Here is a 26,122-nt window from a genome sequence, read left to right on the forward strand (position 1 = left end):
GCTGAAGGAACTACAACAGATCAACCTACAACAGGTGAAACTACTACAACACCAGTAGAAACTAAAGATCAAGAAGAACCTAAACAATCTGAAGGAACTACAGATGGTGCCCAAACTTCTCCAGAAAATTCAAATAGTTCTACTTCAGCAGTAGCAACAACAGCTTAAATCAATCAAAAAATAGCGACTAAAATCGCTATTTTTATTCATAATCTGAAATTATCCTTAAAATTTTGTTAGCAAGTATATTAAGCTTATCTAAATCATTTTTTCAAAAATTACCAAATTTTTTTGGATTATTTGAATTAACAATAATTCTTAATTTAAACGTATCAAAGTTTTCAAATAAAGAATTATTGAAAACACTAAAAACTTCTAAAAGATCTAGTGAGTCAACTACTTTATTTTTTTTATCTAAAACTAATAGAACTAAATTGGAATCATAAGTTTTCTTGACAAAATTTGCTGTTTTATACAGTTTTTCAAAAAAATCAGCAACCTTTTTTACTCTATTAGGTTTTCAATTTATTTGATCAGTTCCTTCCAGAATTTGCGGAGCAATAGAAGCATTTCATTCATTTCATAGGTTATATAATGCATGCGTATGATAATTTTGACCCTCAATATTTTTGGGGTTAAGATTTTCATAATCAATATCTATCTTTGTTGAATCATAATATTTATTATTATAGTCTTGCAACATTTCAGAATACTTTGTTTTAATATCATTAATAAAATTAATTTTTAGAATTTTTTTATTGCTTGAATTATTAAATAATGGATATCCTACATACAGGTTAAAAATTTCGTTAAATTCGCCATAAATAGATGAACTAGGATTTTGCAAACCTTCAACATAATCACTAATTATTAAATTAATTTCATTATTCAAAGCTTTAATATAAGTTAGCTGAGTTCTAATATTGATATTATCTGTTGCATTAGAAAGCTCATTTTGAATATTTATAATTTTATTATCAAAAAACTTGTAATCGTTTACTTTTAGCTCTGTGAAATTGTTGTTTTCATTAAAACCTAATTTAATTGAATAAACAAAATCATTATTTTCCTTTAAATCCAAATAATCACCGTATTTATGTATAAATTCGTCTCAAGCATTTGTGATGTTTTTAACTGTTTTATAGTTATTTAAGTAAAACTTTTGATAATTTTCAGAATTAGACACAAACTTTATAACATTATCAAAAGCGTTTTTATAATTATTATACGCTTCGTGAATTTCTTTAGAATATTCTGTTTCAAAAACTTTTTGAGTATTATAAAAACTTCCTAATTTACAAGAGGAAGATAGTACTGGTAAAGCTGTAGCAGATAATATTAAGACAGCAGATAATATTCTAAGTTTTTTATTCATAATTATTTGTTTTCAGTTTTTAAATTTTCTTCATTATTTTTAATTATTAATTTTAAATCTTTTAACTCTTTTAAAGTTAAAGGTCTATAAGCTCCCTCTGGAAGTTTTTCAGAAGTAAGATTAGCATAACTAATTCTTTTAAGCGTTAGAACTTCCTTATTTAAAGCTTTAAAAAGTTCTTTAACGTGATGATATGAACCAACGTGTAATGTCACTAAATAACTTTTAGTATCAACTTGATCAACAATTTGATGTGACATTTTGCCGTTAACTATAATTCCTTTATTGATTTGTTTGAATTCAGGCAAAGTTAATGGTTCATTGATTCTAACCCTATAAGTTCTTTGAATTTGATATTTTGGGTGAGTTAATTTATTAACCAACTCTAAATCATTTGTTAAAAGTAATACTCCGGTTGTGTTATAGTCCAATCTTCCAACAGGAACTATTCTTTGATCAGTATCAATTAGATCTACTACCGTGGTTCTTTTCAAAGGATCTTTAGCAGTTGAAATTGTTTTTTTAGGCTTGTTTAAAAGGTAATACACAAAATTTGGCTTATCTAAATTGATGATCTTATTATTTACTTTTATTTCATCATTAACGGTTGCTTTATCACCAAGTTTAGCTATGTTGTTATTGATTTTTACAAGACCTTTTTCAATCATAGTTTCAACACTGCGACGAGAAGCAATACCAGCTTGAGCTAATAATTTTTGAATTCTAATTAATTCTGCCATTATTAATTCATCCATTTCTTATAGATTTTCAGTTGTTCATCATCAAATTGAACACCTTTTTCTATATTGTATTCATAAGCTCTTTTAACTACTTCTTTAAAACCTAAATCAAAGTCAGACATTACTAATTTTCTAAGTTTTTGAACTCCTTCAAAAGCTCTTCCGTCGCAAATTTTATCAGCTATAAAAACTATTTTATCTAAGATACCAAGATCATTATTTAAAGTTGTATGAACAAGAATTGAATTATAAATTTCAGCATTATTATTCATATAGATATGTTTTACTCATAAAGCACCACAAGTTTGATGAAGTTTATGTTTTGGATAGATGTTTTTATTATAACCATTTAAACCGAATTGTACTATGAAACTACGTGATTCGTCTTCTGATAATTCTTTGCAAACATCGTGAAATAATCCTGCATAATAAGCATCTCTCGCATTATATTTAACTGTTTTGGCTAATTCAGCCGCAAATTCAGCTGCAGCTACACAGTGTTTTGCTCTTTTGGCAGATAAAACAGAATGAATAATTTCTTTAGCGTACAAGAAATTGCATCCTATATATTTATTTACATTTTCAGAAGCAAAATGTAAAACACCTTCTCTAACTGCAGTAGATGATTCTTCAAAAATTGGATTATTTATTAGCAACATATTATATTTCTTAGCATTCATTTTGTTGAAATTTTTACTTCTTTTATATACAACAAATTTTGCACTCTGACTGATTTCATCAGCATATTCTCATTTATTAAATTTAGAAACAAGATCAGAACCCATAATGAAAAATAGTTCATCATTTGGATATTTTTGTTTGAAATATCTAATGGTTTCATATGTATAACTAACACCGCCTCTTTTAATTTCAAACATAGATACTTCAGCATTACCATTAAATTTTTCTAAGGCTAAATTTAACATATTAACTCTATGTTCAGCTGAAGCTACTACCTTGTCTTTTTTAAATGGACTTGATGCAGTAGGTATAAAAAATATTTTGTCTAATTCAAGTGTTTTATAGGCATATTCTGCAATTTTGATATGCCCATTATGCACAGGGTTAAAAGATCCTCCAAATAATCCTATTTTCATTATTCTCCTTTACGTACAAGGTCATCTTGTATATATCTACTTTGTATATTTTTCCTAACTTTTTCTCTTGAATATTGATAACCTGTTTTAAGCGCTTTTTGTTTCAATTTAATATTTACATCTTTAATTATATTATTTATTTTGCATTCTTTTGTATCATCACTGTTTTCAAAAATTGTGAGCTGTTTAAAACTGTCAAATTCATTTTCTAAATTATTAAGTCTAACACCAATACCTTTAATAGGGTTTTCATTTCAAGATTTTTCAAATAAGTTAACTGCAAAATCATAAATTTTGTTTTCATCATTAGTAGCATAATTCAAAACATTTTGCTTTGAAAATCAATTTCCGTTAGTATTTCTTATCACGATAGAAACAGTTTTAGCAAGCATATTCCTATTTTGAGCTCTTTTTGCAACTTTAAAAGATAAATTTTTCAAAATCTGATAAATGTCAGCTCTTGTATCAAGTTCTAAACCCGCAAATGTAACTTCATTACCAATACCTTTTAAATCATTATGCTTATAATCTAATTTATCATTCCCTTCACCATTAGCATCTAAAATATATGAAGATGTTCTATCTCTAAAAATTTTGTATAGCTCGACATCATTTGGATTTTTAGAAGCTAAATCACCAACATTATTTATATTAAGTTTTTGCAGCTTTTTACTAGTTGATTCACCAATCCCAAAATAATCTTTAACTGGTAATGAATGAATAAATTTAACTACATCCTCAAATGTATCTATATAAGTTAGGCCAAAGGGTTTATTAATATCTGTAGCCATTTTTGCCATTCACTTAGTATGCGAAATCCCTATTGAAACAGGCAAATTAAAAAAATCTAAGATAGCTTGCTGAATTTCAAAAGCAAGTGGCAACGGATTTTTATTACCAACTAAATTACTAACATCAAGTCAGCATTCATCTATTGAATAAACCTCAATATTTTTTGTATAAACTCTTGAAATATACTCAAAAACTTGATTAGAAAGCGAAATATATAAATTAAAATCAGGTTCAATAAAAATGGTTTTTGGTTCTATTCTTTCAACCATATATTTAGGTTGTCCTACTTTAACTTTTTTTCGCTTTAGTTCATAGGAAACACTTGAACAAATCGCAGCAGAATGATTGTGTGCTATTGCAATTGGTTTATTTTTAAGTGCTGGATTAATTGACCTATGAGCACTTGCAAAATAAGAATCAAAGTCAATATGAAATATGATTTTATTATTTTTCATTTAAAAGTTTTTCTTTTAATGGTCTTAATAACATTAAGACACAATTTAATCTGTTGTAATGTTGTTTAACATTTTGAAACACAGCTAACTCTCCTAAATTATTTAATTCAAGTTCGTCAATTATATTTCCATTTATCAAATTTCCGTATTTTGAAACAAAATTAGGAAACTCAGAAAGATCCATACCCTTTAAATATGAACATAATATATCTGTTGAAGCTATAAAAAAAGCACAACCAGAACCATTGAAGGCAATATCCATTATTTTATTATTTTCAACAGTAAATTCAAATTCAAGATAATCTGCACATGATTCTCCATATTTGACTATTTTATTCGTAATTTCTGCCTTTTTGAAAGCAGGATTCAAATAGTGACTCATTATAATATCACGCTTTTCATTATTACTAAAAGACAAGGAAACTACCTCCTTTTTTAAGTAAATCTACTAATTTATCAATATCACTTTTGTTGTTATATGGAGCTAACGAAACCCTTACATATGAACTATTAAGTTTAATATTTTTTAAATATTGTGCACAAAAAACTCCAGATCTAACATAAACATCGTTTTGACCTAAATAATGAGCGATATCCTGAGAATTATACTGTCCAATGTTAAACAAAATAATATGGTCTGTTTGATTTGAATAAATTGTTATATTTTCAACTTCTGAAAGTTTTTTGTAAGCATATTCGCTTAAATTAGATAAGTATTTTTGTACTTCGTTATAATGAATATTTTTAGCAATATAATCAAGTGAAGCATTAAACATATAAATACCAGCAAGGTTTAGAGTTCCAGGCTCAAACATTTTAATTCCACACTGTAATATTACATTACTATTATTATCAATATTCGCTATAGCACCACCTCCAAAAATTGAAGGGGTTAATTTATTCAATAATTCTTCTTTAATAATTAATGCCCCGAGGCCTGTTGGCCCATACATTTTATTAGCACTAAAAGCAATCACGTCACAATTTTTTAATGAAACTTTTTCAAATGATATGGCTTGAGCAGCATCATTTATTAATATTGTATTGTATTTTTTGGCTGTTTTATAGAGCTTTTCATCAAATTTAATATTAAAATTATTATTTATTTGTGCGTATGCTACTATTTTGGTTTTTTCATTTATAGCATTAATAAGATCTTCATCAACAACAACTTTTGCTCCAGTTTCATTCGCAATTTCAACTCAAGGAGCAAAATTTGATGAATGGTTATAAGGGCTCAACAAAATTTCATCACCAGGCTTCAAGAAACCTTTTAGCATAGATGCAATTCTATTAAGAGAATCAGTAGTGCCTGAAGTGTATATTACTTCTGAAGGGTTAGCATCCACTAATGAAGCTATTTTGCTTCTCACATCATCAACAACTTTTGAAATTTTTACACCAATAGGGCTATCTGATGTTCTTGTGCTTATAGAGTTATTTAAGTAAAAATCATTAGATGCTTCAATAGCAGCATTGGGTTTTAACACTAATGCTGCACTATCTAAATAAGTTATATTTTTTAATATATTGAAGTCTTCTCTAATGTTTTTCATAATTAAACAGATTTAGCTTTTAAAACATCTCTTATATGATCTGTTATCTTAACTAAACGCTCTGTAGTCCCTACCTCTCTTTGTGTATGTCCAGCGTCATGAATATAATATAATTCAGATTTTTTTAATTTTTTATGTAATAAATATGCATCTATTGGTCAACAAATTAAATCGTATGAACCGTGAACAATATATGTCGGAATATTTTGAATTTTTTTAACATTTTTTAAAATGTAGTTTTCTTCTATAAAACTATTATGATAGAAATAATGGTTTTCAATTAATGCTATTTCGTAAATACCTTTTAAATCCTCATTTTCATTAAATTCATTATCTTTCAATTTAACGTTAATAGATTCTCATCTAGCTCATTCAACTAACGCCCTGTGTTTAACATCAGGATCAGGGTTATTCATTAGCTCATGGTATGCGGCTACCATATTTCTTCTTTTTCCTTTTGGAACTGTTTTATAGTATCTTTCAAACTCAATAGGATTAAAATAATTTGATCCAGATTGATATAACCAGTTTATATCTTGTTTTCTAACCAGAAAAACACCCCTAAGAATTAAATTATTAACTTTTTCGGGATGGTTTATTGCATAAATTAACGATAAAGATGAACCTCAAGAACCACCAAATAAACTTCACTTTTCAATGTTTAAATGTTTTCTAATCATTTCCATATCTTCAACTAAAAACATTGTTTCATTATTTTCTAATGACATTGAAGGTTTACTGTTTCCACATCCTCTTTGGTCAAATAAAACTATTTTATAGAATGATGGATCAAAATAACGTCTACATGGTTTGCTTGTTCCGCCACCTGGACCACCGTGAACATATAAAATAGGTTCTCCATTTGTATTCCCACAAACTTCATAATATATTTCGTGTAATCCGTCTCTAGTTTTTAAATATCCACATTCATAAGGTTCTATTTCAGGATAAAGCAAATCTAAATATCTTTCAGCCATTGATACTCCTAATATTTAGTAATTATTGGAAACTCTTTTGAAAGTAATTTAACTCTTTTAATAAGTGTATTTTTTTCAGCTTTGAATTCTCTATATTGAGTTGAAAATTTATTGTAATTTTGCAAAATTGTGTGAATAATATCTGCTAATTCTTCTCATTTTGTAAACTGTCTTGATGTCATAGCAGCAACACCAATTCTAATTCCAGAAGCTACCGAAGGAGATAATGGATCAAATGGAACTGTGTTTTTATTAACAGTAATATCAAAATTACCTAACATTGTTTCAGCTTCTAGTCCAGTAATTCCATATGTTTTTTGGACATCAATAGTAAATAAATGGTTATCAGTACCACCTGTTACAATATGTACACCTTTATCTAAAAAGGCTTTTGCAAAGGCTTTTGAGTTATTTACAATATTTTTTGCATACTTTTTAAATTCAGGTTTTAATGCTTCTCTAAAGGCAACTGCTTTTCCTGCGATAACGTGAAATAATGGGCCTCCTTGATAACCAGGAAAGACTCATCTGTCAACTTTTTTAGCAATTTCAGGATCATTTGTCATAATAACACCACCACGAGCACCTCTTAAAGTTTTATGTGTTGTGGAAGTAATTATGTCAGCATATTTTACAGGTGAAGGATGAACTCCGCCGACAATTAAACCCGCAATATGAGCTATATCTGCCATTAATTTTGCACCAGAAGCATCTGCAATTTCTCTAAATTTTGCAAAGTCAATTTCTCTTGGATATGCTGAATAGCCACAAATAATAACTGCAGGTTTTTCTTTAATGGCTAGTTCCTTGATTGCTTCATAATCTAGATATCTATTTTCATCAACATCATATGAAACAGATTGGTAAAAAATTCCACTAAAACTTACCTTAAAACCGTGTGTTAAGTGCCCCCCTGAAGATAAACTTAACCCCATAATTTTATCGCCCGGTTTAGCAACAGCTGCTAATGCAGCAGCATTTGCAACTGATCCAGAATAGGGCTGCACATTAGCAAATTTAACACCAAAAAGTTCCTTGAGTCTATTAATAGCTAAATTTTCAACTATATTAACATTTTCACAGCCACCATAGTATCTTTTACTTGGGTATCCTTCACCATATTTGTTTGTAAGAATACTACCTGTAGCTTTTAAAACATCTTCACTAACATAGTTTTCTGATGCGATTAATTCTATATGAGTATTTTGCCTTTTAACTTCTGAGTTAATTGCGTTTTGGATTTCTATGTCTTCTAATTTAATTTTTTTATACATATCTACTCCTTAATTATTGAAGTGATTATTAATTTTTTGAATTTGATTATCCGTGCCAACAATTCTTAACGTTACATTTCTGTATTCACCATTTTCATAGTTGTCAATTTGTATAATTTCAAAACATTCTGAAATATACTTAATCTCATCTATTTTTGATTGAATAGCTTCTTGTTTAAGTATTTTAAATGTAATATCAACTGATTTAAGTGGATTAGAATCATATGAATTAAATTGAATATTTTTATGTTCTTCAATATTCATAAACTCAGCTACTCATAAATCAGCCTGCGAAATTAACGGGTGAACTTTTCCTAATCAACCTATAAAATTGCCTTTAAATAAAATTTTAGCCGAAACATTTGGATGAATCAATTCATTATCTTTAAAAGGAACAAACTCAAGTTCTAGTGTATTTAAGAAATTACAGATATCGAGTTTCATTTGATCAAATGTTTTAACATTAGAAACTAAACCATAAACAAAATTATTGTAGTTTATCATACCCATTTCAAAGAAATTAATATTTGTCATTTTTCTTTTAATATTATAATCAGCCGATTCTAGCATAGATGTAATAATTGAATTTCTAACAACTTCACGCTCTTTTGACACAAATGTTTGAAGCTCAACCGATTTATCAAAATTGAATGGATTTAACTTATTTAATTCTTTGCTTACTAATGTAAATGTTCTAATTTCTGAATAGCCTATTGCTCTAAGTCAATTTTTGCCATTACCTACGTGATTAATTTTGAAAGGTTCTAAGAAAGGCATTATTTGTTTGAAATTAGAATATCCATAAAATCTGAAGTATTCTTCAATAATATCTTCATAATTTTCTATATCTGTTCTATATGTAGGTGCAACAATTCTGTTTTTGCTAAAAACAAAGCCTAATTTTTGTAAAGTTGCTTCAACATCTTTAAAGATTTTTAAATCTTTTAATTCACAGTTTGCGTATACAGCTAATTTTCTTCTATTTTGTAATACTGCAGTACCTTTTTTAATTTTAGGTAAATTAATAATTTGACTTGTCAATTGTTTATCTTGGATTAATTTATTTTTAAGATAAAGCATTCCGTTATAGCACATGAATGAATTAATACCTTTACCACCTTGAATTGATGAAGCAGAATCTAATTTGATTTCTTTTGAAGCATGTCTAACTTTTAGTGAATTAAATACACCAAGTTCAAACAAAATTTTGTCTGTTTTATCTGTTACACAGCTATTTTCACAACCCATAACTGATGCTAAAGAGATTACTTTTTCAGCATCTTTAATAGCTAAAACATTATTAACTTCAACAGTTTTGCCACCTAAAATTTCTACATTACCACTAAAATTTTCACAAGTAATTTTTCCTTTAATTTTTCCAGAATCATATGCGTGTGCAGGGGCACCAGTCATAATTAAGACAAGATTTGTAATATCAATTGAATAAATTCCTTTAGCTACAACATTATGCTTGGCTAAGAATAAAATATCTTGCAATGAAGTCTTTTTATTTTTTAAATTACATTCTAAAAATGAAAGTTCTTTCGCCTCATTTTTAGAAGCTTTGAATTTGGATTTAAAAGAATTATTGTTTATAAGATTTTTATAAGTTGGCCATTTAAAATCAACTCCATAATATGCAGCTAATTCTTTAGCTAAAATAAAGTAAGAGTTAGCATCTGGTCTATTTGCACTTGTTGTAATATCTAAAATATAATCATTTAAACCTAGATAATCCATAGGATCCATATCTAATGTTATTTTTTTATCATCTAGCAAAATAATACCATCTGGGTCAAAAGGGAGATTTTCTGATTTATATCCTAGTTCATAATATCCTGCCATCATCCCTTCAGAAACTATTCCACCCATTTCTTTGTTCGTTATTGTAATATCTCCGATTTTTGAGTTAACAGCAAAAATAACTGTAAAATAGTCTTTTTCAGCATTTTGGGCAGTTGTTTGGATTACTTTTATCCCTTCCGCAGTTTCTAATGTAACTACATGTAAGGTTTTACTATTTGGATTTCTTTTTACATCAATAATTTTTGCGAATTTGATTCCAGAAACATTAGAAAATTTTGAAATTGATTCTACTTCATAGCCTAAATTATTAATATCTTTTTCAATAGAAAGATCAAGAGTTTTACTAGGCATTAATTTATTTAATTCTTTTAGTGAAATTAACATTTTATTCCTTTCTTAAACTAAAGTCTATAGAGTTATTAAATTTTTCATTGATTCTTTTAAAAATGTGTGAATCCTTAAAACTTTTATTAGTTTTTGAGTATCCTAAAGGTGATGGATGAGAAGTTTTTAAAATTCTATCATCACTTATTTTATTTTGTGAAATTACTTTTTCAACTGTTTTATAGGCATCTTTGCCTCATAAAACAAATATAAATTTATCATTTATTGAGGCTAGATAATTTAGTACATTATTTATAAAAATGCTTCAACCAAAATTTTTGTGGCTATTAGGTTCATTTTCATTAACTGTAAGTGTGGCATTTAAAAGCAAAATTTTTTGTTTAGCTCAATGTTCTAATTGAAAAGTTTCAAGTTCAATATTTGGATAATCTTTTTTAAGTTCTTTGAAGATATTTTGCAAACTTTTGGGACATTTCGAATCATAAGTGCTAAAAGCTAATCCATCAGCTTGATTTGGTAAATAATAAGGATCTTGTCCAATAATTACAACTTTAGTTTCTTCTGGTTCAAAATAATTAAAACATCTGAAAATATTCTCTTCGCAGGGATAAACATTTTTGTGTTTTCTTTGTGCTTCAATTTTTTCATTCAACTCTATAAAATAGCTCTTTTTGCTTTCGTTAAGTATAAAATCTTGAAATTTATTTTTCATCAGCAAATTGTCTAAGTGTTCTTAAATCATTTCTATATAGTTCTCTAATGTCCTTGATGCCATATTTAATCATTGTTATACGTTCAATACCTATCCCAGCAGCAAAACCGTTAAATTTTTTAGTATCATATCCTGCCATTTTCATAACATTTGGATGTAACATACCAGCCCCAAGAACTTCAATTCATCTATCTTTATAATAGATATCTACTTCTACACTTGGTTCAGTAAAAGGGAAATAGCTTGGTCTTAATCTTAACTCTAATTCTTCTTCAAAAACATAAGATAAAAGTGATTTTAAAGTTCAAATCAAATTAGGGAAACTTACTTTACCTACACTAACAAAGTCTAATTGAGTAAATTGGTGAGAGTGTGTTGCATCATCTTCATCATTTCTATATACTTTACCAATTGCAAAATTATTCATTGTTTTATTAGCATTTTTTTCTAATTCAACAGCTGTTATACCTGTATTATGAGTTCTAAGTAAAACTGTTGGATTTAAATATAATGAATCGTGCATAGCTCTTGCTGGGTGAGTTTCAGGAATATTTAACCTTGTAAAGTTATATTCATCATCAACAATTTCTCCGCCTTTACTTTCATAATAACCATTTTGGGTAAATCATTCTCTCAATCTTTGTTCTACTAAAGTAATTGGGTGTAATGAACCTTTAGCATTTACGGGCTTGGTTACATCTAAAAATTCCGAATTTAAAATTCTGTCTATTTTTTCTTTTTCAAGCCTTTTTTCAACTTCAGTAAGCTTAGCCTCAACATAGTTTTTTAGTTCTGTCATTCTAGTGCCAATTGCTTTTCTTTCTTCTGGCGAAGCTGTTCTAATTTTTTGCTGTAATTGAGCAAATTCACTATCTTTAGAGTAAACTTTACTTTTTGCTTGTTTAAATTCCTCAAATGTTTTAATATCATCTCAGCAAATATCAAATTTTTCCATCTTATTCTCCTTTTATTTTTTGAATTTCTTCATAGTATGTAGATATCTTTAATACATCGTTATCTGATAGTTCAAAGAATCTTTCATTTTTTATTTTGTTAGGCAAATAAATCTGTTTTACAACCGCTTTAGCAAAATCATGAGGATATTTATAATCAATACCATAACCTAGTTTACTTGCAGATTTATAATGACTATCTCTTAAATGTTTAGGAACTTCATATACGTTTCCATTATTTAAAAAGTCTTCTGTTTTAGTTATCGCTTTATAAACTGAATTGCTCTTACGAGCTAATGCAACCATAATAATCGCATAATAAATGGGTAAATTAGCTTCTGGGAAACCTAACTGTTCTACATCTTTAAAAGCTGTATGAACTTTTTGTGGTAATGTTGGATCTGCTAATCCAACATCTTCATATGAACAACATAAAAGTCTTCTAAAAAGACCTTGGAAATCACCCGTTTTTAGAATTAAAGCCCCATAATATAAAGCTGCATCAACATCAGAACCTCTTAAAGATTTATGAAAGGCAGATAAATTATTATAATGTGCACTTGAATTAAAATCACTATAAAATGTCATGTTTGGCAAAATCTTCTTAATATCTTCCAAAGAAATTTCACCCTCTTCTTTTACTAATGCAAGCATTTGTAAATTGTTTAAACAAGATCTATAATCACCATTTGAAATCTTTACAAACTGCTTTAAGGTATCGATATTTAAAATTAGTTTTGGAAAATACTTCTTAAGATTTTTTTGAATACCTGAATATAATTCTTCTTCAGTAAGCTTATTAAATTGTAATATTTGCATTCTACTTCTTAAAGCCGGATTAACTCTAAAATAAGGGTTTTCGGTAGTTGTAGCATAAATAATTACTTTATCATATTCAAGATATGAAAGCAAAATATCTTGTTTATCTACGTTTAACCTGTGAATTTCGTCAATGATGACAACTTCATTTTCTTGCAATAATTTTATAAGCTCATTTTTAGTTCCAACACTGGCATTAAAAGTATCGTGTTTTAAACCTAAATCATTAGCTAGAGCATTAGCAGTAGATGTTTTACCGGTACCAGCTTCACCAAAAAAGATAAAACTACTTAAGATTTTGTTCTTTGCGACATTCTTAAGTAAATTTATCGTATTAGTTTGGCCAATAATATCATTTAATGTTTTTGGTCTCAATTCATTAGCTAAATTTTTCACTACTTAATTTTAATGCAAAAAGCATTATATTTATATAAAAATTAAAAATTCCCAAAAATAATAAAAAATAAAAAAGTATAAGTGAAACTTATACTAATTTATATTATTGGAATGTTTCTGTGTCGCCTTCGTTGTTGTTTGATTCATTATTTTTATTTTGTTGTGCTTGTTGAAGAATATCAAATGCTTTTTGCATTTCTTCCGTCTTAGTCTTAAGACCTTCAATGTTTTTATCTGCTATCATTTTCTTTAATTCTTCAAGGTATTTTTCAACTGGTTCTTTTTGTTCTTGGCTTAATTTGTCACCTTCTTCTTTAAGTTGTTTTTCCATTTTTGAAACTAAAGATTCTGCATTAACAATAACTGTAATTTCTTCTTTACGTTTTTCATCAGCTTCACGGTTTTCTTCAGCTTCTTTAACCATTCTTTGAATTTCTTCGTCACTTAATTTAGTTGAATTTTGGATAGTAATACTTTGTTCTTTATTTGTATTTTTATCTTTTGCTGAAACTGTTGTAATTCCGTTTGCATCTATTTTAAAGCTAACTTCGATTTGAGGAACACCTCTAGGAGCTGGATTAATTCCACCTAAATTGAATTGACCTAAAATTTTGTTTTCTGATGCTAATGGTCTTTCACCTTGTACGATTCTAATTGTAACGTCTGTTTGGTTATCTTCAAAAGTAGTAAACACTTCGCTCTTAGTAATAGGAATTCTTGTGTTTCTTGGGATTAATGGTGTACTAATTCCACCAGCTGTTTCAATTCCTAATGTTAAAGGTGTAACATCAACTAATAAAATATCATCAATATCGCCAGCTAAAACAGCACCTTGGATTGCAGCACCCATTGCAACAACTTCATCAGGGTTAACTGAACGGTTTGGTTTTTTGCCTAAAACTTTTTCAACTAATTCTTGAACTGCTGGAATACGTGTTGAACCACCAACAAGTAAAACTTCATCTAAGTCTGCTGGTTTTAATTTAGCGTCTGATAAAGCTCTTTCAATTGGTTGTTTACAACGGTCAACTAAATGAGCTGTCATTGCTTCAAATTCACTTCTTTTTAGTGTAGCTTCAACGTTAATTGGCTCATTGCCGTTAACTAAAACTAAGAATGGAAGCATAATTGTAGCTGTCATTGAGTTTGATAAATCAATTTTAGCTTTTTCAGCAGCAGCTTTTAAACGAGCCATCGCCATTTTATTTGTTGTAATATCAATATTGTTTTCTTTTTTGATTTTTTCAACTAATCATTTAACAATTTCATTATCCCAATCATCACCACCAAGTTTGTTGTCACCTGCTGTTGATAATACTTCAAATGTTCCATCTGCTAATTCAAGAATTGAAACGTCAAATGTACCACCACCAAGGTCAAATACTAATACTTTTTGCTCTTTTTTAACCTTGTCAATTCCAAACGCTAAAGCAGCTGCTGTAGGTTCATTAATAATACGTAAAACATCTAAACCAGCTATTTTACCGGCAATTTTGGTTGCTTCACGTTGTGCATTATCAAAGTATGCTGGTACTGTAATTACAGCTTTTGTTACTTTATGACCAATTTTTTCTTCTGCATATTTTTTAAGGTGTTCAAGAATAATAGCTGAAATTTCTTCCGGTTTATAATCTCTGCCATTAACGTGAACTGTTTTTGTAGAACCCATTAATCTTTTAATAGATGCTACTGTATCTGGGTTTGTTTCAATTTGGTTTTTTGCATTATCGCCTACGATAATTTCACCATCTTTAAAACTTACAACACTAGGGGTTGTTCTTTTACCGTTTAAATTTTCAAGGACAACTGGAGTTCCATTATCGACGATTGAAACTACTGAGTTTGTTGTACCTAAGTCTATACCTAATATAATTTCTTTTGACATATTAATCTCCTTTATTCGTAGATTTTTGCTTATTTATAATTATTATTTTAGCACAGTTTTAGCAGTCTCATAATAAAAGTGCTAAATTTTTTTAAATATTTTTGGATTAAGTTTTGCGTCTAATTTTTACCAATATAAATGGATAAATAATATATATAATAATAAATATAAATCTATATAAGGAGCCAAATGTTGATAAAAGGTATAGGTTCTTCAAGAGGCATTTCAATTGCTAAAGCTTTTGTAATTGAAAATTTAGATGAAAAGTCTAAATCACAAGTTAAGTCAGTTGAATATGAAGTTAAATTATTTAAAAAAGCAACTAAAAAAGTCTGTGAATTAATTCAAAATATTATAGATTCAGTAGATAACAATGAATCAAAAGCAATTTTTCAAAGTCATTTGCAAATCGCTAAAGACCCTATTTCACAGGCGGAAATAATAAAATCAATAGAAGATAATAACACATCAGCTTTTTATGCTACTCTAAATTATTATAAAAAGCAGGCTGGCTCACTTTCAAAATTAGATGATCATTATTTAAAAGAAAGATCAACCGATATTCTGGATGTTTTAAACTCCTATATTAAGGTTTTTAATAAAAAACAAGAGAGAATTGACTTAAGTAAAATTGACCATAACGTTATTATAGTTGCATCAGATATAACTCCTTCGCAGACAATAAAAATGAATTCTAAATTTATTAAAGGTTTTGTTTGCGTAAGAGGCGGAACTACTTCACATAGTTCAATTTTAGCTAGAAGTTTAGGAATTCCAAGTGTTGTAGGATGCAATAATTTATTCAACGAAATTAAAACTGGAGATCTTTTAATAATTGATGGTTCTAAAGGTGATGTGATAGTTCATCCAAGCGATGTAGATATTGAAAATTATGAACACTTAAAAAGCGAGTACAAATCTTACTTGAATAATTTAAGTAAGTTTATAAATAAACCAACAATTTCAAATGATGGCTATGAATTTAATTTATATTCAAATATTAGTAATGTTAGTGAAGCTGAATTAGCCTATAAAACAGGTTCGGAAGGAATTGGGTTATTCAGAACTGAATTTATTTTTATGAATTCTAACATACTTCCAAATGAACAATCACAACTAGAAATTTATAAAAAAGTAGTTCAATTGTCAAACGGAAGAAAAACAATTTTTAGAACGCTGGATATTGGAGGAGATAAAGTTATTAAGTATCTAAACCTTCCAGTTGAATTTAATCCTTTTTTAGGTTTACGTGGTACTAGATTACTTTTAAGTGAACAATATATAAGTATTTTAAAAACTCAACTAAGAGCATTAATAAGAGCGTCTGAATTTGGTTCAATATCAATAATGTTTCCAATGATTTCATGTGTAAGTGAGATAATTAAACTTAGAGAAATTTTCAAAGAATGCTACAAAACAGTGTTTTTAGATAATAGTAAAATTGCCGATATTAATAATATTAAGCTTGGAATAATGATTGAAACGCCAGCGGCTGCCTTAAATTCACATAATTTAGGAAAATACACTGATTTTATGTCTATTGGTTCTAATGACTTAATTCAATATACTATGGCTGCCGACAGAGATAATGAAAGTGTTAACTATTTATATCAATCGCTGAATCCTGCTGTTTTAAAGATGTTCAAAGAAGCGATTAAAGGGGCAAATAAGAATAATATTCCAATAAGTATATGCGGTGAAATTGCAGGAAATAGAGAATTAATTCCAATTTTAATTGGTTTAGGAATGAAACAATTTTCAATGAATAATAATTGTATTCTAAAAATTAGAGAGTTAATAAGCAAACTAAATACAAGTGAACTTGCAGATATCGCTTTGAAAGCTTTGAAATTAGAAGACGAAAACGAAATAAAAGACTTACTTTTACATAATCTGCCTATTTAATAGATTAATACATCAAAAATTACTAGAGCATGCTCTAGTTTTTTATATAAAAAGATATCACTTTCGTGATATCTAAATTATTGTTTGAATTAGAATTTCATTTCTGTCATGCTTTCGTTTTCAACAACTAAAATTCTATCGCCTTCTTTAATTCCATATGGAGCTAATGTTTCAAGAGCAACTTTTTTGTCTTGTTTAATTAAGTCAAAGTATTTTTTAGAATCTAATGATACCCAAACACTTGATGTAACACCAAATTCACCAATTAAACTTTCATCGTTAACAATACCAACGATAATTGTATTTGGACGGAATTTAGCAACTTCTTCAAGTAATTTACCAGTTCTTGAAAGAACAACAGCGAATTTGTAGTCTCCAAAACGAGTTCTGTTTGCTACTTCATAAGCAATTCTTGCACGTTTGTTTTGTGCTGGGTTTGATTTTCTTCTTATTTCTTCTAGTTGAATGTCGTAGTATGTTTTGTCATAGAATTCCATTTCAGCACGTTTGTTGATGTTTGTCATCGTTAAAACAGATTCAACAGGGTATGAACCTGAAGCACTTTCGCCAGATAACATTGTAGCGTCAGCACCTAATTCGGTAGCATAGTAAACGTCTGTAACTTCAGCACGTGTTGGGTGTGGGTTATTTTCCATTGAGTCAAGCATTTGTGTGGCAACAATAATTGGTTTACCAGCTTCACGACATTTTCTGATCATTACTTTTTCAAAATAAGGAACATCATAATAAGGAATTTCTAAACCTAAGTCACCACGAGCTACCATAATACCATCAGAAGCTTGGATAATTTCATCTATATTTTTAATCCCTAAGTGGCTTTCAATTTTTGAAATAATTTTAATATTTTTGCCACCATTTTCGTCTAAAAGTTGTCTTAAATCGTTTACGTTTTGGGCACTATTTACGAATGATGCAGCGATGTAGTGAACACCAACTTTAATACCAAATTTAACATCGTCAATATCTTTTTGGCTTAAAAATGGTAATGAGAAATCAACGCCAGGCAAGTTAATTCTTTTGTTTGTTTTAAGTTTGTGAGCGTTTAATGTTTTTGCTACAACAAATCCTTTTCCAACTTTTGTAACGATTGATGTTAATTTACCATCATCAAATAAAATTACGTTTCCTTCTTTTAAATCTTTTGACATATCGTATGAAACTGTAACTTCGTCTGCTGTACCTTCAAATTCTTTATATTCTTTTTCAGTTGTGTAAATTTTAATTTCGTGATTTGCTGGAATTACTTGAGCACCATCTTTCATAGCACCTAAACGAATTTCTGGACCTTTTGTATCAAGCATTAATGATACTGGCAAGTGCATATCTTCTGAAACTTTCTTAGCTAATAAAAATTTATTTAAGTGTTCTTCGTGTGAGCCGTGACTAAAGTTAGCACGAACACATGTTGCACCGCCTTCAACAAGTGCACGAAGAGTGTTGTAGTTATCACTTGAAGGGCCAATTGTAACAACTAATTTACTTCTTTTGTCTGTTAAATTCATATATCCTCCATATTTTTAATTATTTTTATACATTTAATGTATTACTATCATTATTTTAAATAAAAAAATAATTGCTTACATAAATAAATTTAATTAAGATATGTCATAAATGGTATTGTTTCCATAAAAAAGCCTCATCATTGGATGAGACAATTAAATTATTTTATTTTAAAGCCTGAAAGTTCGACAATTCCAATATATGGAGCAGTATTTGAGTTTTTTAATCCAATTTGAAATGCAACTTTAATTTTGCCTTCTGTTTCATTTTTATCAATGATTGGAGTTCCAAATTCAGCATTTTCTTTAGAAATTCCTGTGTTAGTAAAAATTGAATCATTAGCATCTTTAATCACGTAATATGAAAGTTTTAAATTATAAGGAGCTTCAGAAATTGCTACATCATTTTTAAAGAAAATGTTTAAATTATTGAAATAACCATTTGAAGTATTAACGTGGTGAGAATCAGTTGAAGAACCGTATGAGTTAAACTGTAATGAACTAATTAAAACATTTGATAAGTCAACACCAGGAAGTGGCCCCATACTTACTAATTCACCTAGTTTTTTAAATTTATAGTAATAGAAGTCATATTCATAAATTTGTTCTGTAGGAATTTTTAATTCGTATGATGAGTTTAAATCTTTTTCATTAGATAAAACAGCTTCAGAAATATATGTTTTTACGTAGAAGTGAAGTTTTAACTTGTCTGCACCATCAACTTTTTCAATTCAGATTGGCATTTCTTGATCTATCGTGAATTTTGGAGCGTGCTTATCTAATGTGTTAACAGTTTTTGAAATATAGAAAACACTATTAAAAGCTGAATGAGCTTTTTCTATTTCTTCCTGTGAAACAGGCTTTTTGGTTGGAATTTTATTTGTTAATTGTTGATAAGAATCACTTAATAAATTATCAATTGAATTATATCCACCCTGCACATTATAATCACCTTTTAAATAAAGATTTCTAATTGATGATCTTAGTTCAAATTTATGCATACCGGGATTATAAAACTTGATAAATTCATTAGCTAATTCTGACGGATTATCCTTATTTATAGTTTTGAAGCCTTTTATAGAATAATCAACAAATTGTCAAGTAGGTTTACGTTTAGAAATTTCGGTTGAGGTTGTAGCGGGCGATGAGACTGTATCTGTTTTCTTTTCAAAGTAAACTCTAAGAACTAACTCCCCAGTAAAATCATTTGCAAATGAGTGATAATAAAAGATGTAATCATTTTGAAAATTCTCAAGTGAAATTCCTTCTTTAAAATTAATTAGAGTAAATTTATTAGTAATTTCGTGAGCGTTCTTTTTCACAATTGAATTTCAATATGAACTATTATCAACTAAGGCAGGTTCTTTAGTTTGGTTATCAGAATAATTAACATAGTATGAAGCGTAAGCAAATTCACTTGCAAAATGATTTTTAATTTCAAATTTTGGTGCATCTTCAACAACTAATTCGTCGTTTTTCATAGATGAATTAGTTTGAATATCTTCTTTAGCATAGGGGCTAACATCAAATTTTAGCGATTTTGCCTGTAAAATAACATTATTCTTGTTATCTTCATATTTTTTATTGAGAACAAACAAAGCAACAGGAACACTTGCTGCTACAACAGCAACTCCACCAAGTAAAATAATTTTTGATTTTGTTTTCATATTTACTCCTTATTTTTAATCCAATAAAACAGAGTTATTGGTAAAAAATTGTGCCAATAAATTCAATTAATTCATCAATGTTAATTTTTTTCTCACTAGAAACCAAGAAGGCTTCCGTGTTTTCTTTAAAAAGATTATCGCTTAAATATTGATTGTGTTTTTTTATTAATTGTGATTTTTCCTTTTGGTTCAACTTGTCTATTTTAGTGTAAACAACGTGAAAGTCTCAATTTAAGGTTTTTAAAAATTCAATAGTTTCCAAGTCAAGCTTTGTTATACCAGCTCTGGAATCAATTAGTAAAAAAATAACTTTATTATTTGGTTCATATTTTAAAAAATCTTTAATACATTTATTCATATGCTCAATTTTGTCTTTAGACAATTGAGCATAGCCATATCCAGGAAAATCCACAATATAGTTATTATCTTCGTTAAAGTAGTTAATTAATTGTGTTCTGCCGGGACGTTTAGAAACGTATGATATATTTTGCCCAATTAATGCATTAAGTAATGAACTTTTGCCAACGTTAGAACGCCCTCAGAAACATACTTGAATATTTGTTTTTTCATTAAGTCATGAAGATTTTTCTAAAACTGATTTTACGAATTTTCACATTTTTTTAATTTCTCCATATGTCTTACTAAAGTAGAAGAGTATTCTATTTTGTCATAATCAGGAACGATTAAAACTGTTTCGAGTTCTGGATTTAACAAATTATTACCAGCCGCTAACTGTAATTCATAATTGTAATCAATATCGTTTCTAGCAGATCTAATAATAAAATTTGCACCGTTTTTTTTGGCAATGTTTGCTGTCAAATCATCCTTATTTATAGATACAAACACATTTTTGAAGTTTTTTAATTCATTTTTGACATTTAGATATCTTTCATCAATATTATCTAGGTTTTCTTTATCTGGATTAATTGAAACAACTACATGTATTTCATCAAAAATTCTTAAGGCTTTTTTCAAAACCGATAAATGTCCCAAATGAAAAGGATCAAATGAACCAGGATATAAAGCTACTTTTTTACTCATATTATTATTTATATAGTTCAATTGCGTGTTTTGCAATCATTAGTTCTTCGTTTGTTCTAATTACGAACACTTTAACTTCAGATTCAGGAGTTGAAAGTTCAATATAGTCTCCGAATGGTTTATTGTTTAATTCCTTATTTATAGCGATTTTAGCAAAATGTAAATTGTCAATTACTTGTTCTCTCAAAGTTGGGGTATTTTCACCAACGCCGGCTGTAAATACAATAGCATCAACTTTTCCTAATTTATTTGCGTATGAAGCTGAATAATCAACTATTCTTTGGCAGTATAAATCAAATGCAAATTTAGCCTTTTTATCACCAGATTCAATAGCTGCTGTTATATCTCTTAAATCACTTGAAATTTCAGAAACCCCAAGCATACCAGATTGTTTATTCAATGTATTGGTTCATTCATGGATATCCATACCAGTTTGATTCATAACGAATTCGTGAATTGAGGGATCAATATCGCCCGAACGAGAACCCATCATAATACCAGCTAAAGGTGTAAGACCCATAGATGTATCAAATGATTTATTTTCCTTAACCGCGCATAAAGAAGCACCGTTGCCAATATGTAAACTTAAAACATTAACTTTCTCTTTGTTTAATAATTCTTGAACCTTTAATGTAATAAATTCATGGCTTATTCCGTGTGCTCCATATCTTCTAATTTTGTATTTATTGCTGATTTGTAGCGGTATTGGATAAATTGCATTCACATCAGGAATTGTGGTGTGGAATGCTGTATCAAAGTCAACAGACATTTTGGCTTCAGGCATAACTTTTTGGAATGCTCTCATAGCTTGCACTGCACCTGGATTGTGCAAAGGAGCATAAATTTTGGCTTTTTCTATTAAATCAATCTCATGATTTGTTAATTTAACAGTTTTTGTAAAATATGGACCGCCGTGAACTACTCTAAAACCAATTAATTGAATTTCTTTAGGATTTTCAATAATTTTAAGTTCTTCAAGCATTTCTAAAACATGCTCTACTGCAATTTTATGATCTGGAAGTGGAACTTCTCTTACACTTTTATCACCATTAAATTTAATTGTAATAATTCCATTGCCTTCAAGAGTAATTCTTTCGGCTAAACCACTTGCAATTACATTTAATTTTTCTTTATCAAGTAGTTGAAGTTTAATTGAACTACTACCCGCATTAATAACTAAAACTTTTGAATTCATATATACTCCTTATTTTGTTTGCATCGCTGTAATTAAAATTGTATTAAGGACATCATCAACAGTGCTTCCTCTAGATAAATCATTAACAGGCATTTTAACACCAGTAATAATCGGACCAATTGCACCAAAATTTCCTAATCTTTGGGCAATTTTATAACCAATATTTCCAGCGTTTAAATCAGGAAAAACTAAAACATTTGATGGTGAGTTGTAAGAATCGTGTTTATACTTTAATTCTCTTACTTTTAAATCTAAAGCAGCATCTAATTGAATCTCTCCAATCGCATTTAATCCATCATATTCTTCATTGAATTTTCTACATGCTTCACTAATCATTTGTGTTTCTGGTGTAACTGCAGAACCATCAGTCGAAAAGCTTAAAAAGGCTAATTTAGGTTCAATGCTAAACGACTTCGCAAAGGATGCAGCATTTTTAGCGATATCAACTAACGCATTTAATTCAGGTTTTGGATTTACTGAAATGTCAGTGAAAAAGTATGTCTCGTCATTTTTATGCATAATCATCACAGATGAAATGGTCTTAATTCCTTCTTTTGGGCCGATTGTTTTAAAAGCAGCTCTTAAAATATCAGCAGTTGAGTAATTTAGACCACCAACAACTCCGTCTACTTCTTTTGTTGCTAAAAGCATCATTGCATAAAACGGTCTAGTTTTTAAAAGTTTTCTAGCAGTTTCAATAGTATCTTTACCTTTTCTGATTTCAACATATTTATTTGCTAATTCTTCTATTTTGTCAGAGTTTTGGTTCATATTTATAATATTCAAACCATCTGTATTTTCAATTTCTTTTTCAACAAGTAGAACAATATTAAGATTTTTATACTTCTTAGCTAGAATAGCAGCAGAAATAGCTCTAGGATCATCTCCATCAATTAATAAAATAGTCTTATTTTCAAGTTTTTGAACTTCAGTTTCTAATAAACTTAAAAAATTCATTTCACCTCCATTAAATCCTGTTATTAATTTAATTAATATTAATTAATTATATTAAATATAAATTAATGTTTTCAAAATTAATCTATAGATGAAATTGTTGCAACAAAAAAGCTCATTACGAGCTTAGTTATTTTTTTCTACAACTTCTTTTAATTCTTCATATGGCATATATCCTGCACCATTAAAGACTTTTTTACCATTTTTATAAACAAATCAAGTAGGAATCGACATAACTTGAAATTCTCTAGAAAGTGTTTTGTTATCGTCAACATTTACTCTATAAACGTTTACATTGTCGTTTTGTGCTATTTGTTCTAAAGAATTTTTAAACATTCTACATGGAGGACATCATAAAGCGTGGAAAACTAAAATATATGTGCTTTGATCTTTATTTTCAATTTCATTTTTGTATTCTGATTCAGTAATTTCTCTAAACATTGGAATCTCCTTTTAGTTTGATATTAATAATTAAATTATATGAAAAAGTTTTATTTTTACATAAAAAAATATTAAAAAAGCGTTTTTTATAAAAAACAAGGAATTTAATCCTTGTGTATTATTAAGCATCAATATTTTTGACGTATTTAGCGTTCTTTTCAATAAATTCTCTACGAGGTAATACATCATCCCCCATTAAAGTGGTGAACGCTCAGTCAGCTCTGGCAGCATCTTCAATTTGGACTTGAAGCATTTTACGATTTTCAGGATCCATTGTTGTTTCTCACAATTGTTCAGGATCCATTTCTCCAAGACCTTTATAACGTTGGACTGTCACTTTAATATTTGGATTTAAAGTAGACATAATTTGATCTTTTTGTTCGTCGTTATAAGCATAAGCCACAAATTTATTTTGTTGGATTTTATATAAAGGAGGTTGAGCAATATATACAAAACCATATTCAATAAGTGGTCTAAAATATCTATAAAAGAACGTTAAAAGTAAAGTTCTAATGTGAGCACCATCAACATCAGCATCTGTCATAATAATGATCTTGTGGTATCTTAACTTATTAATATTAAATGAATCATTAAGCCCTGTTCCTAAGGCAGTAATTAATGAAATAATTTCCGCATTCGCTAAAACTTTTTCAGGTGTAGATTTTTCGGAATTAATAACTTTACCTCTTAAAGGCAGAATAGCTTGTGTATTTCTATCACGACCCATTTTTGCACTACCACCAGCAGAATTACCCTCAACAATGTAAAGCTCACAAATTTCAGCGTTTTTGCTTGTACAGTTAGCTAATTTGCCAGGTAATGAAGCAACTCCATCAGCCCCTTGGTTTGCTTGAACAGCTTTTGAAGCAGCTTCAGCTGCTAAACGTGATTTTTTAGATTGTAAACATTTTGCGACTATATCATGTGCATCAGTAGGGTTTTCGTCAAAATATCTTTCTAAAACAGGTGCAAGAATTTCACGAACTGCAGCACGTGCATCTTTATTATTTAATTTGCCTTTAGTTTGACCTTCAAAAATCGGGTTAGGGTGTTTTATAGACACAGCTGCAACTAGACCCTTGCCAACATCTTCTTTAGTTAGCTTATCGTTTTCATTCTTGATCATGTTAGTTTTAATACCATAACCATTAATAATTCTTAATAAAGCATCATAAAAACCTTGTTCATGAGTACCGCCTTCAGCAGTAAGAATATTATTTGTATATGTAACAATATTAGATTGGAAATTAGCAGTATATTGGAGAGCGACTTCAACAGAGATAGTTGTTCCTTCTTTGTCTGCTGAATAAGTATTTTCGGCATAAATAACATCTTTGTTAATTACTTTTTGACCTTCGTTTAATTCATTAACATAGTCAACTAAACCACCTTCATAATGGTATTCTTCAGTTATGCCAGATTTTTCATCTTCTACAATAACTTTTGTTCCTTTAGTTAAGTAAGCAATTTGTTTCGCATGATCAAAAATTACATCAGGAAGAAATTCATTTTTTTCCATAATTGTAAAATCTGGATGGAACTTAACTCTAGTACCGGTTTCACCTTGAGGAATATCAGCAATAATTGTTAAAGGCGTAATTGTTTGTCCTCCGTTTTTAAAATGAGCATAGTAAACGTGTCCATCTCTTTTCACTCAAACTTCTAGGTCATCACTTAAAGCATTAACAACTGAAGCACCAACACCGTGTAAACCACCAGAAACTTTGTAAGCATTTGAATCGAACTTACCACCAGCGTGTAATACGGTTAAGACTGTTTCAACGGTGGAAATACCAGTTTTAGGGTGTTTAGACACAGGAATACCACGACCATTATCACTTACATCAATATAGCCATCTTTTGTAATTACAATTTTAATTTCGTTAGCATAACCTGCCATGCATTCATCAACTGAGTTATCTACAATTTCTCAAATTAAGTGGTGTAAGCCCTTGATACCGGTTGTACCAATGTACATACCAGGGCGAACTCTAACAGCTTCTAACCCCTCTAAAACTCTAATATTTTCAGCACCATATTCTTGATTGCCTTGCATATTTTTATTTTCCATACTGCCTCCATATATTTATATATAAATATATATTTTATTATTATAACAATTTTTAAAATTACCCGACATAAATAAATGTGTAAATGATTACATATTTTTTTATATACTGCAGATATTCTTTAGACAAGAATAGAATAATATATGAA

General features: G+C 28.8%; 22 protein-coding genes. 1 reads left to right on the forward strand and 21 read right to left on the reverse strand.

Translation table 4 applies throughout. From position 1 onward, the window contains the following. Positions 1 to 202: 202 nt before the first annotated feature. The 13 genes from T390_RS0102310 to dnaK form a co-directional block, all read right to left on the reverse strand. Positions 203 to 1,375 carry an MAG0770 family lipoprotein gene (locus T390_RS0102310; protein ID WP_027334897.1) on the reverse strand — a complete coding sequence of 391 codons (1,173 nt, stop codon included), beginning with the start codon at positions 1,373 to 1,375 and terminating at the stop codon, positions 203 to 205. Positions 1,376 to 1,377: 2 nt separating this feature from the next. Beyond that, positions 1,378 to 2,115: a pseudouridine synthase gene (locus tag T390_RS0102315; protein WP_027334898.1), complete on the reverse strand. Its 738-nt coding sequence runs from the start codon at positions 2,113 to 2,115 to the stop codon at positions 1,378 to 1,380. A 2-nt stretch (positions 2,116 to 2,117) separates the two neighbouring features. Continuing rightward, positions 2,118 to 3,212: a nicotinate-nucleotide adenylyltransferase gene (locus T390_RS0102320; protein ID WP_027334899.1), complete on the reverse strand. Its 1,095-nt coding sequence runs from the start codon at positions 3,210 to 3,212 to the stop codon at positions 2,118 to 2,120. Then, the gene (locus T390_RS0102325) at positions 3,212 to 4,459 is read right to left on the reverse strand and encodes a Y-family DNA polymerase (RefSeq protein WP_027334900.1); all 1,248 of its coding nucleotides are present in this window, start codon (positions 4,457 to 4,459) and stop codon (positions 3,212 to 3,214) included. Before T390_RS0102325 ends, T390_RS0102320 begins: the two co-directional genes overlap by 1 nt. Further along, positions 4,449 to 4,877: an iron-sulfur cluster assembly scaffold protein gene (locus tag T390_RS0102330; RefSeq protein ID WP_156930748.1), complete on the reverse strand. Its 429-nt coding sequence runs from the start codon at positions 4,875 to 4,877 to the stop codon at positions 4,449 to 4,451. Before T390_RS0102330 ends, T390_RS0102325 begins: the two co-directional genes overlap by 11 nt. Continuing rightward, complete coding sequence (locus T390_RS0102335; protein WP_027334902.1) at positions 4,867 to 6,015, reverse strand: aminotransferase class V-fold PLP-dependent enzyme; 1,149 nt, start codon at positions 6,013 to 6,015, stop codon at positions 4,867 to 4,869. The genes T390_RS0102330 and T390_RS0102335 overlap by 11 nt, the downstream gene beginning before the upstream one ends. A 2-nt stretch (positions 6,016 to 6,017) precedes the next feature. Continuing rightward, positions 6,018 to 6,992 carry a prolyl aminopeptidase gene (gene pip, locus T390_RS0102340; RefSeq protein ID WP_036436122.1) on the reverse strand — a complete coding sequence of 325 codons (975 nt, stop codon included), beginning with the start codon at positions 6,990 to 6,992 and terminating at the stop codon, positions 6,018 to 6,020. Positions 6,993 to 7,000: 8 nt separating this feature from the next. Beyond that, a complete protein-coding gene (gene glyA / locus T390_RS0102345) occupies positions 7,001 to 8,266 on the reverse strand; it encodes a serine hydroxymethyltransferase (RefSeq protein WP_027334904.1) in 1,266 nt (421 codons plus the stop codon). 9 nt (positions 8,267 to 8,275) lie between these two features. After that, positions 8,276 to 10,456, reverse strand: a complete 2,181-nt coding sequence (locus T390_RS0102350; RefSeq protein ID WP_027334905.1) for a phenylalanine--tRNA ligase subunit beta — start codon at positions 10,454 to 10,456, stop codon at positions 8,276 to 8,278. Between the two features lies 1 nt (position 10,457). Beyond that, positions 10,458 to 11,129 carry a uracil-DNA glycosylase gene (locus tag T390_RS0102355; protein ID WP_027334906.1) on the reverse strand — a complete coding sequence of 224 codons (672 nt, stop codon included), beginning with the start codon at positions 11,127 to 11,129 and terminating at the stop codon, positions 10,458 to 10,460. After that, positions 11,119 to 12,084, reverse strand: a complete 966-nt coding sequence (pheS, locus tag T390_RS0102360) for a phenylalanine--tRNA ligase subunit alpha (protein ID WP_036436124.1) — start codon at positions 12,082 to 12,084, stop codon at positions 11,119 to 11,121. The genes T390_RS0102355 and pheS overlap by 11 nt, the downstream gene beginning before the upstream one ends. Before the next feature lies 1 nt (position 12,085). Next, positions 12,086 to 13,297, reverse strand: coding sequence for an AAA family ATPase (locus tag T390_RS0102365; RefSeq protein ID WP_027334908.1), 1,212 nt, complete (start codon positions 13,295 to 13,297; stop codon positions 12,086 to 12,088). A gap of 103 nt (positions 13,298 to 13,400) precedes the next feature. Next, entirely contained in the window at positions 13,401 to 15,182 is a 1,782-nt protein-coding gene (gene dnaK, locus T390_RS0102370; protein WP_027334909.1) for a molecular chaperone DnaK, read from the reverse strand. A gap of 189 nt (positions 15,183 to 15,371) precedes the next feature. Between dnaK and ptsP the strand changes: the two genes are divergently transcribed. Beyond that, positions 15,372 to 17,087, forward strand: a complete 1,716-nt coding sequence (ptsP, locus tag T390_RS0102375) for a phosphoenolpyruvate--protein phosphotransferase (protein ID WP_027334910.1) — start codon at positions 15,372 to 15,374, stop codon at positions 17,085 to 17,087. Between the two features lie 89 nt (positions 17,088 to 17,176). Here ptsP and pyk read toward each other — a convergent pair whose 3' ends face one another. From pyk to T390_RS0102415, 8 genes are all read right to left on the reverse strand, one after another. After that, a complete protein-coding gene (gene pyk / locus T390_RS0102380) occupies positions 17,177 to 18,610 on the reverse strand; it encodes a pyruvate kinase (protein WP_027334911.1) in 1,434 nt (477 codons plus the stop codon). 158 nt (positions 18,611 to 18,768) lie between these two features. Then, the gene (locus tag T390_RS0102385) at positions 18,769 to 20,274 is read right to left on the reverse strand and encodes an MAG1430 family protein (protein WP_027334912.1); all 1,506 of its coding nucleotides are present in this window, start codon (positions 20,272 to 20,274) and stop codon (positions 18,769 to 18,771) included. Positions 20,275 to 20,308: 34 nt separating this feature from the next. Next, positions 20,309 to 20,890: a ribosome biogenesis GTP-binding protein YihA/YsxC gene (gene yihA / locus T390_RS0102390; protein ID WP_027334913.1), complete on the reverse strand. Its 582-nt coding sequence runs from the start codon at positions 20,888 to 20,890 to the stop codon at positions 20,309 to 20,311. Beyond that, positions 20,875 to 21,315 carry a pantetheine-phosphate adenylyltransferase gene (coaD, locus tag T390_RS0102395; protein WP_027334914.1) on the reverse strand — a complete coding sequence of 147 codons (441 nt, stop codon included), beginning with the start codon at positions 21,313 to 21,315 and terminating at the stop codon, positions 20,875 to 20,877. Before coaD ends, yihA begins: the two co-directional genes overlap by 16 nt. A gap of 4 nt (positions 21,316 to 21,319) precedes the next feature. Continuing rightward, a complete protein-coding gene (locus T390_RS0102400) occupies positions 21,320 to 22,510 on the reverse strand; it encodes an acetate/propionate family kinase (RefSeq protein WP_027334915.1) in 1,191 nt (396 codons plus the stop codon). 9 nt (positions 22,511 to 22,519) lie between these two features. Continuing rightward, a complete protein-coding gene (locus tag T390_RS0102405; protein ID WP_027334916.1) occupies positions 22,520 to 23,467 on the reverse strand; it encodes a phosphate acetyltransferase in 948 nt (315 codons plus the stop codon). Between the two features lie 123 nt (positions 23,468 to 23,590). Beyond that, positions 23,591 to 23,905: a thioredoxin family protein gene (locus T390_RS0102410; RefSeq protein ID WP_027334917.1), complete on the reverse strand. Its 315-nt coding sequence runs from the start codon at positions 23,903 to 23,905 to the stop codon at positions 23,591 to 23,593. 121 nt (positions 23,906 to 24,026) lie between these two features. Next, on the reverse strand, positions 24,027 to 25,961 hold the full coding sequence (locus T390_RS0102415) for a DNA topoisomerase subunit B (protein WP_027334918.1): 1,935 nt from the start codon (positions 25,959 to 25,961) through the stop codon (positions 24,027 to 24,029). Positions 25,962 to 26,122 lie beyond the last annotated feature (161 nt).

The sequence above is a fragment of the Mycoplasmopsis felifaucium ATCC 43428 genome (assembly GCF_000687775.1).
Taxonomy (GTDB): Bacteria; Bacillota_I; Bacilli_A; order Mycoplasmatales; family Metamycoplasmataceae; genus Mycoplasmopsis; species Mycoplasmopsis felifaucium.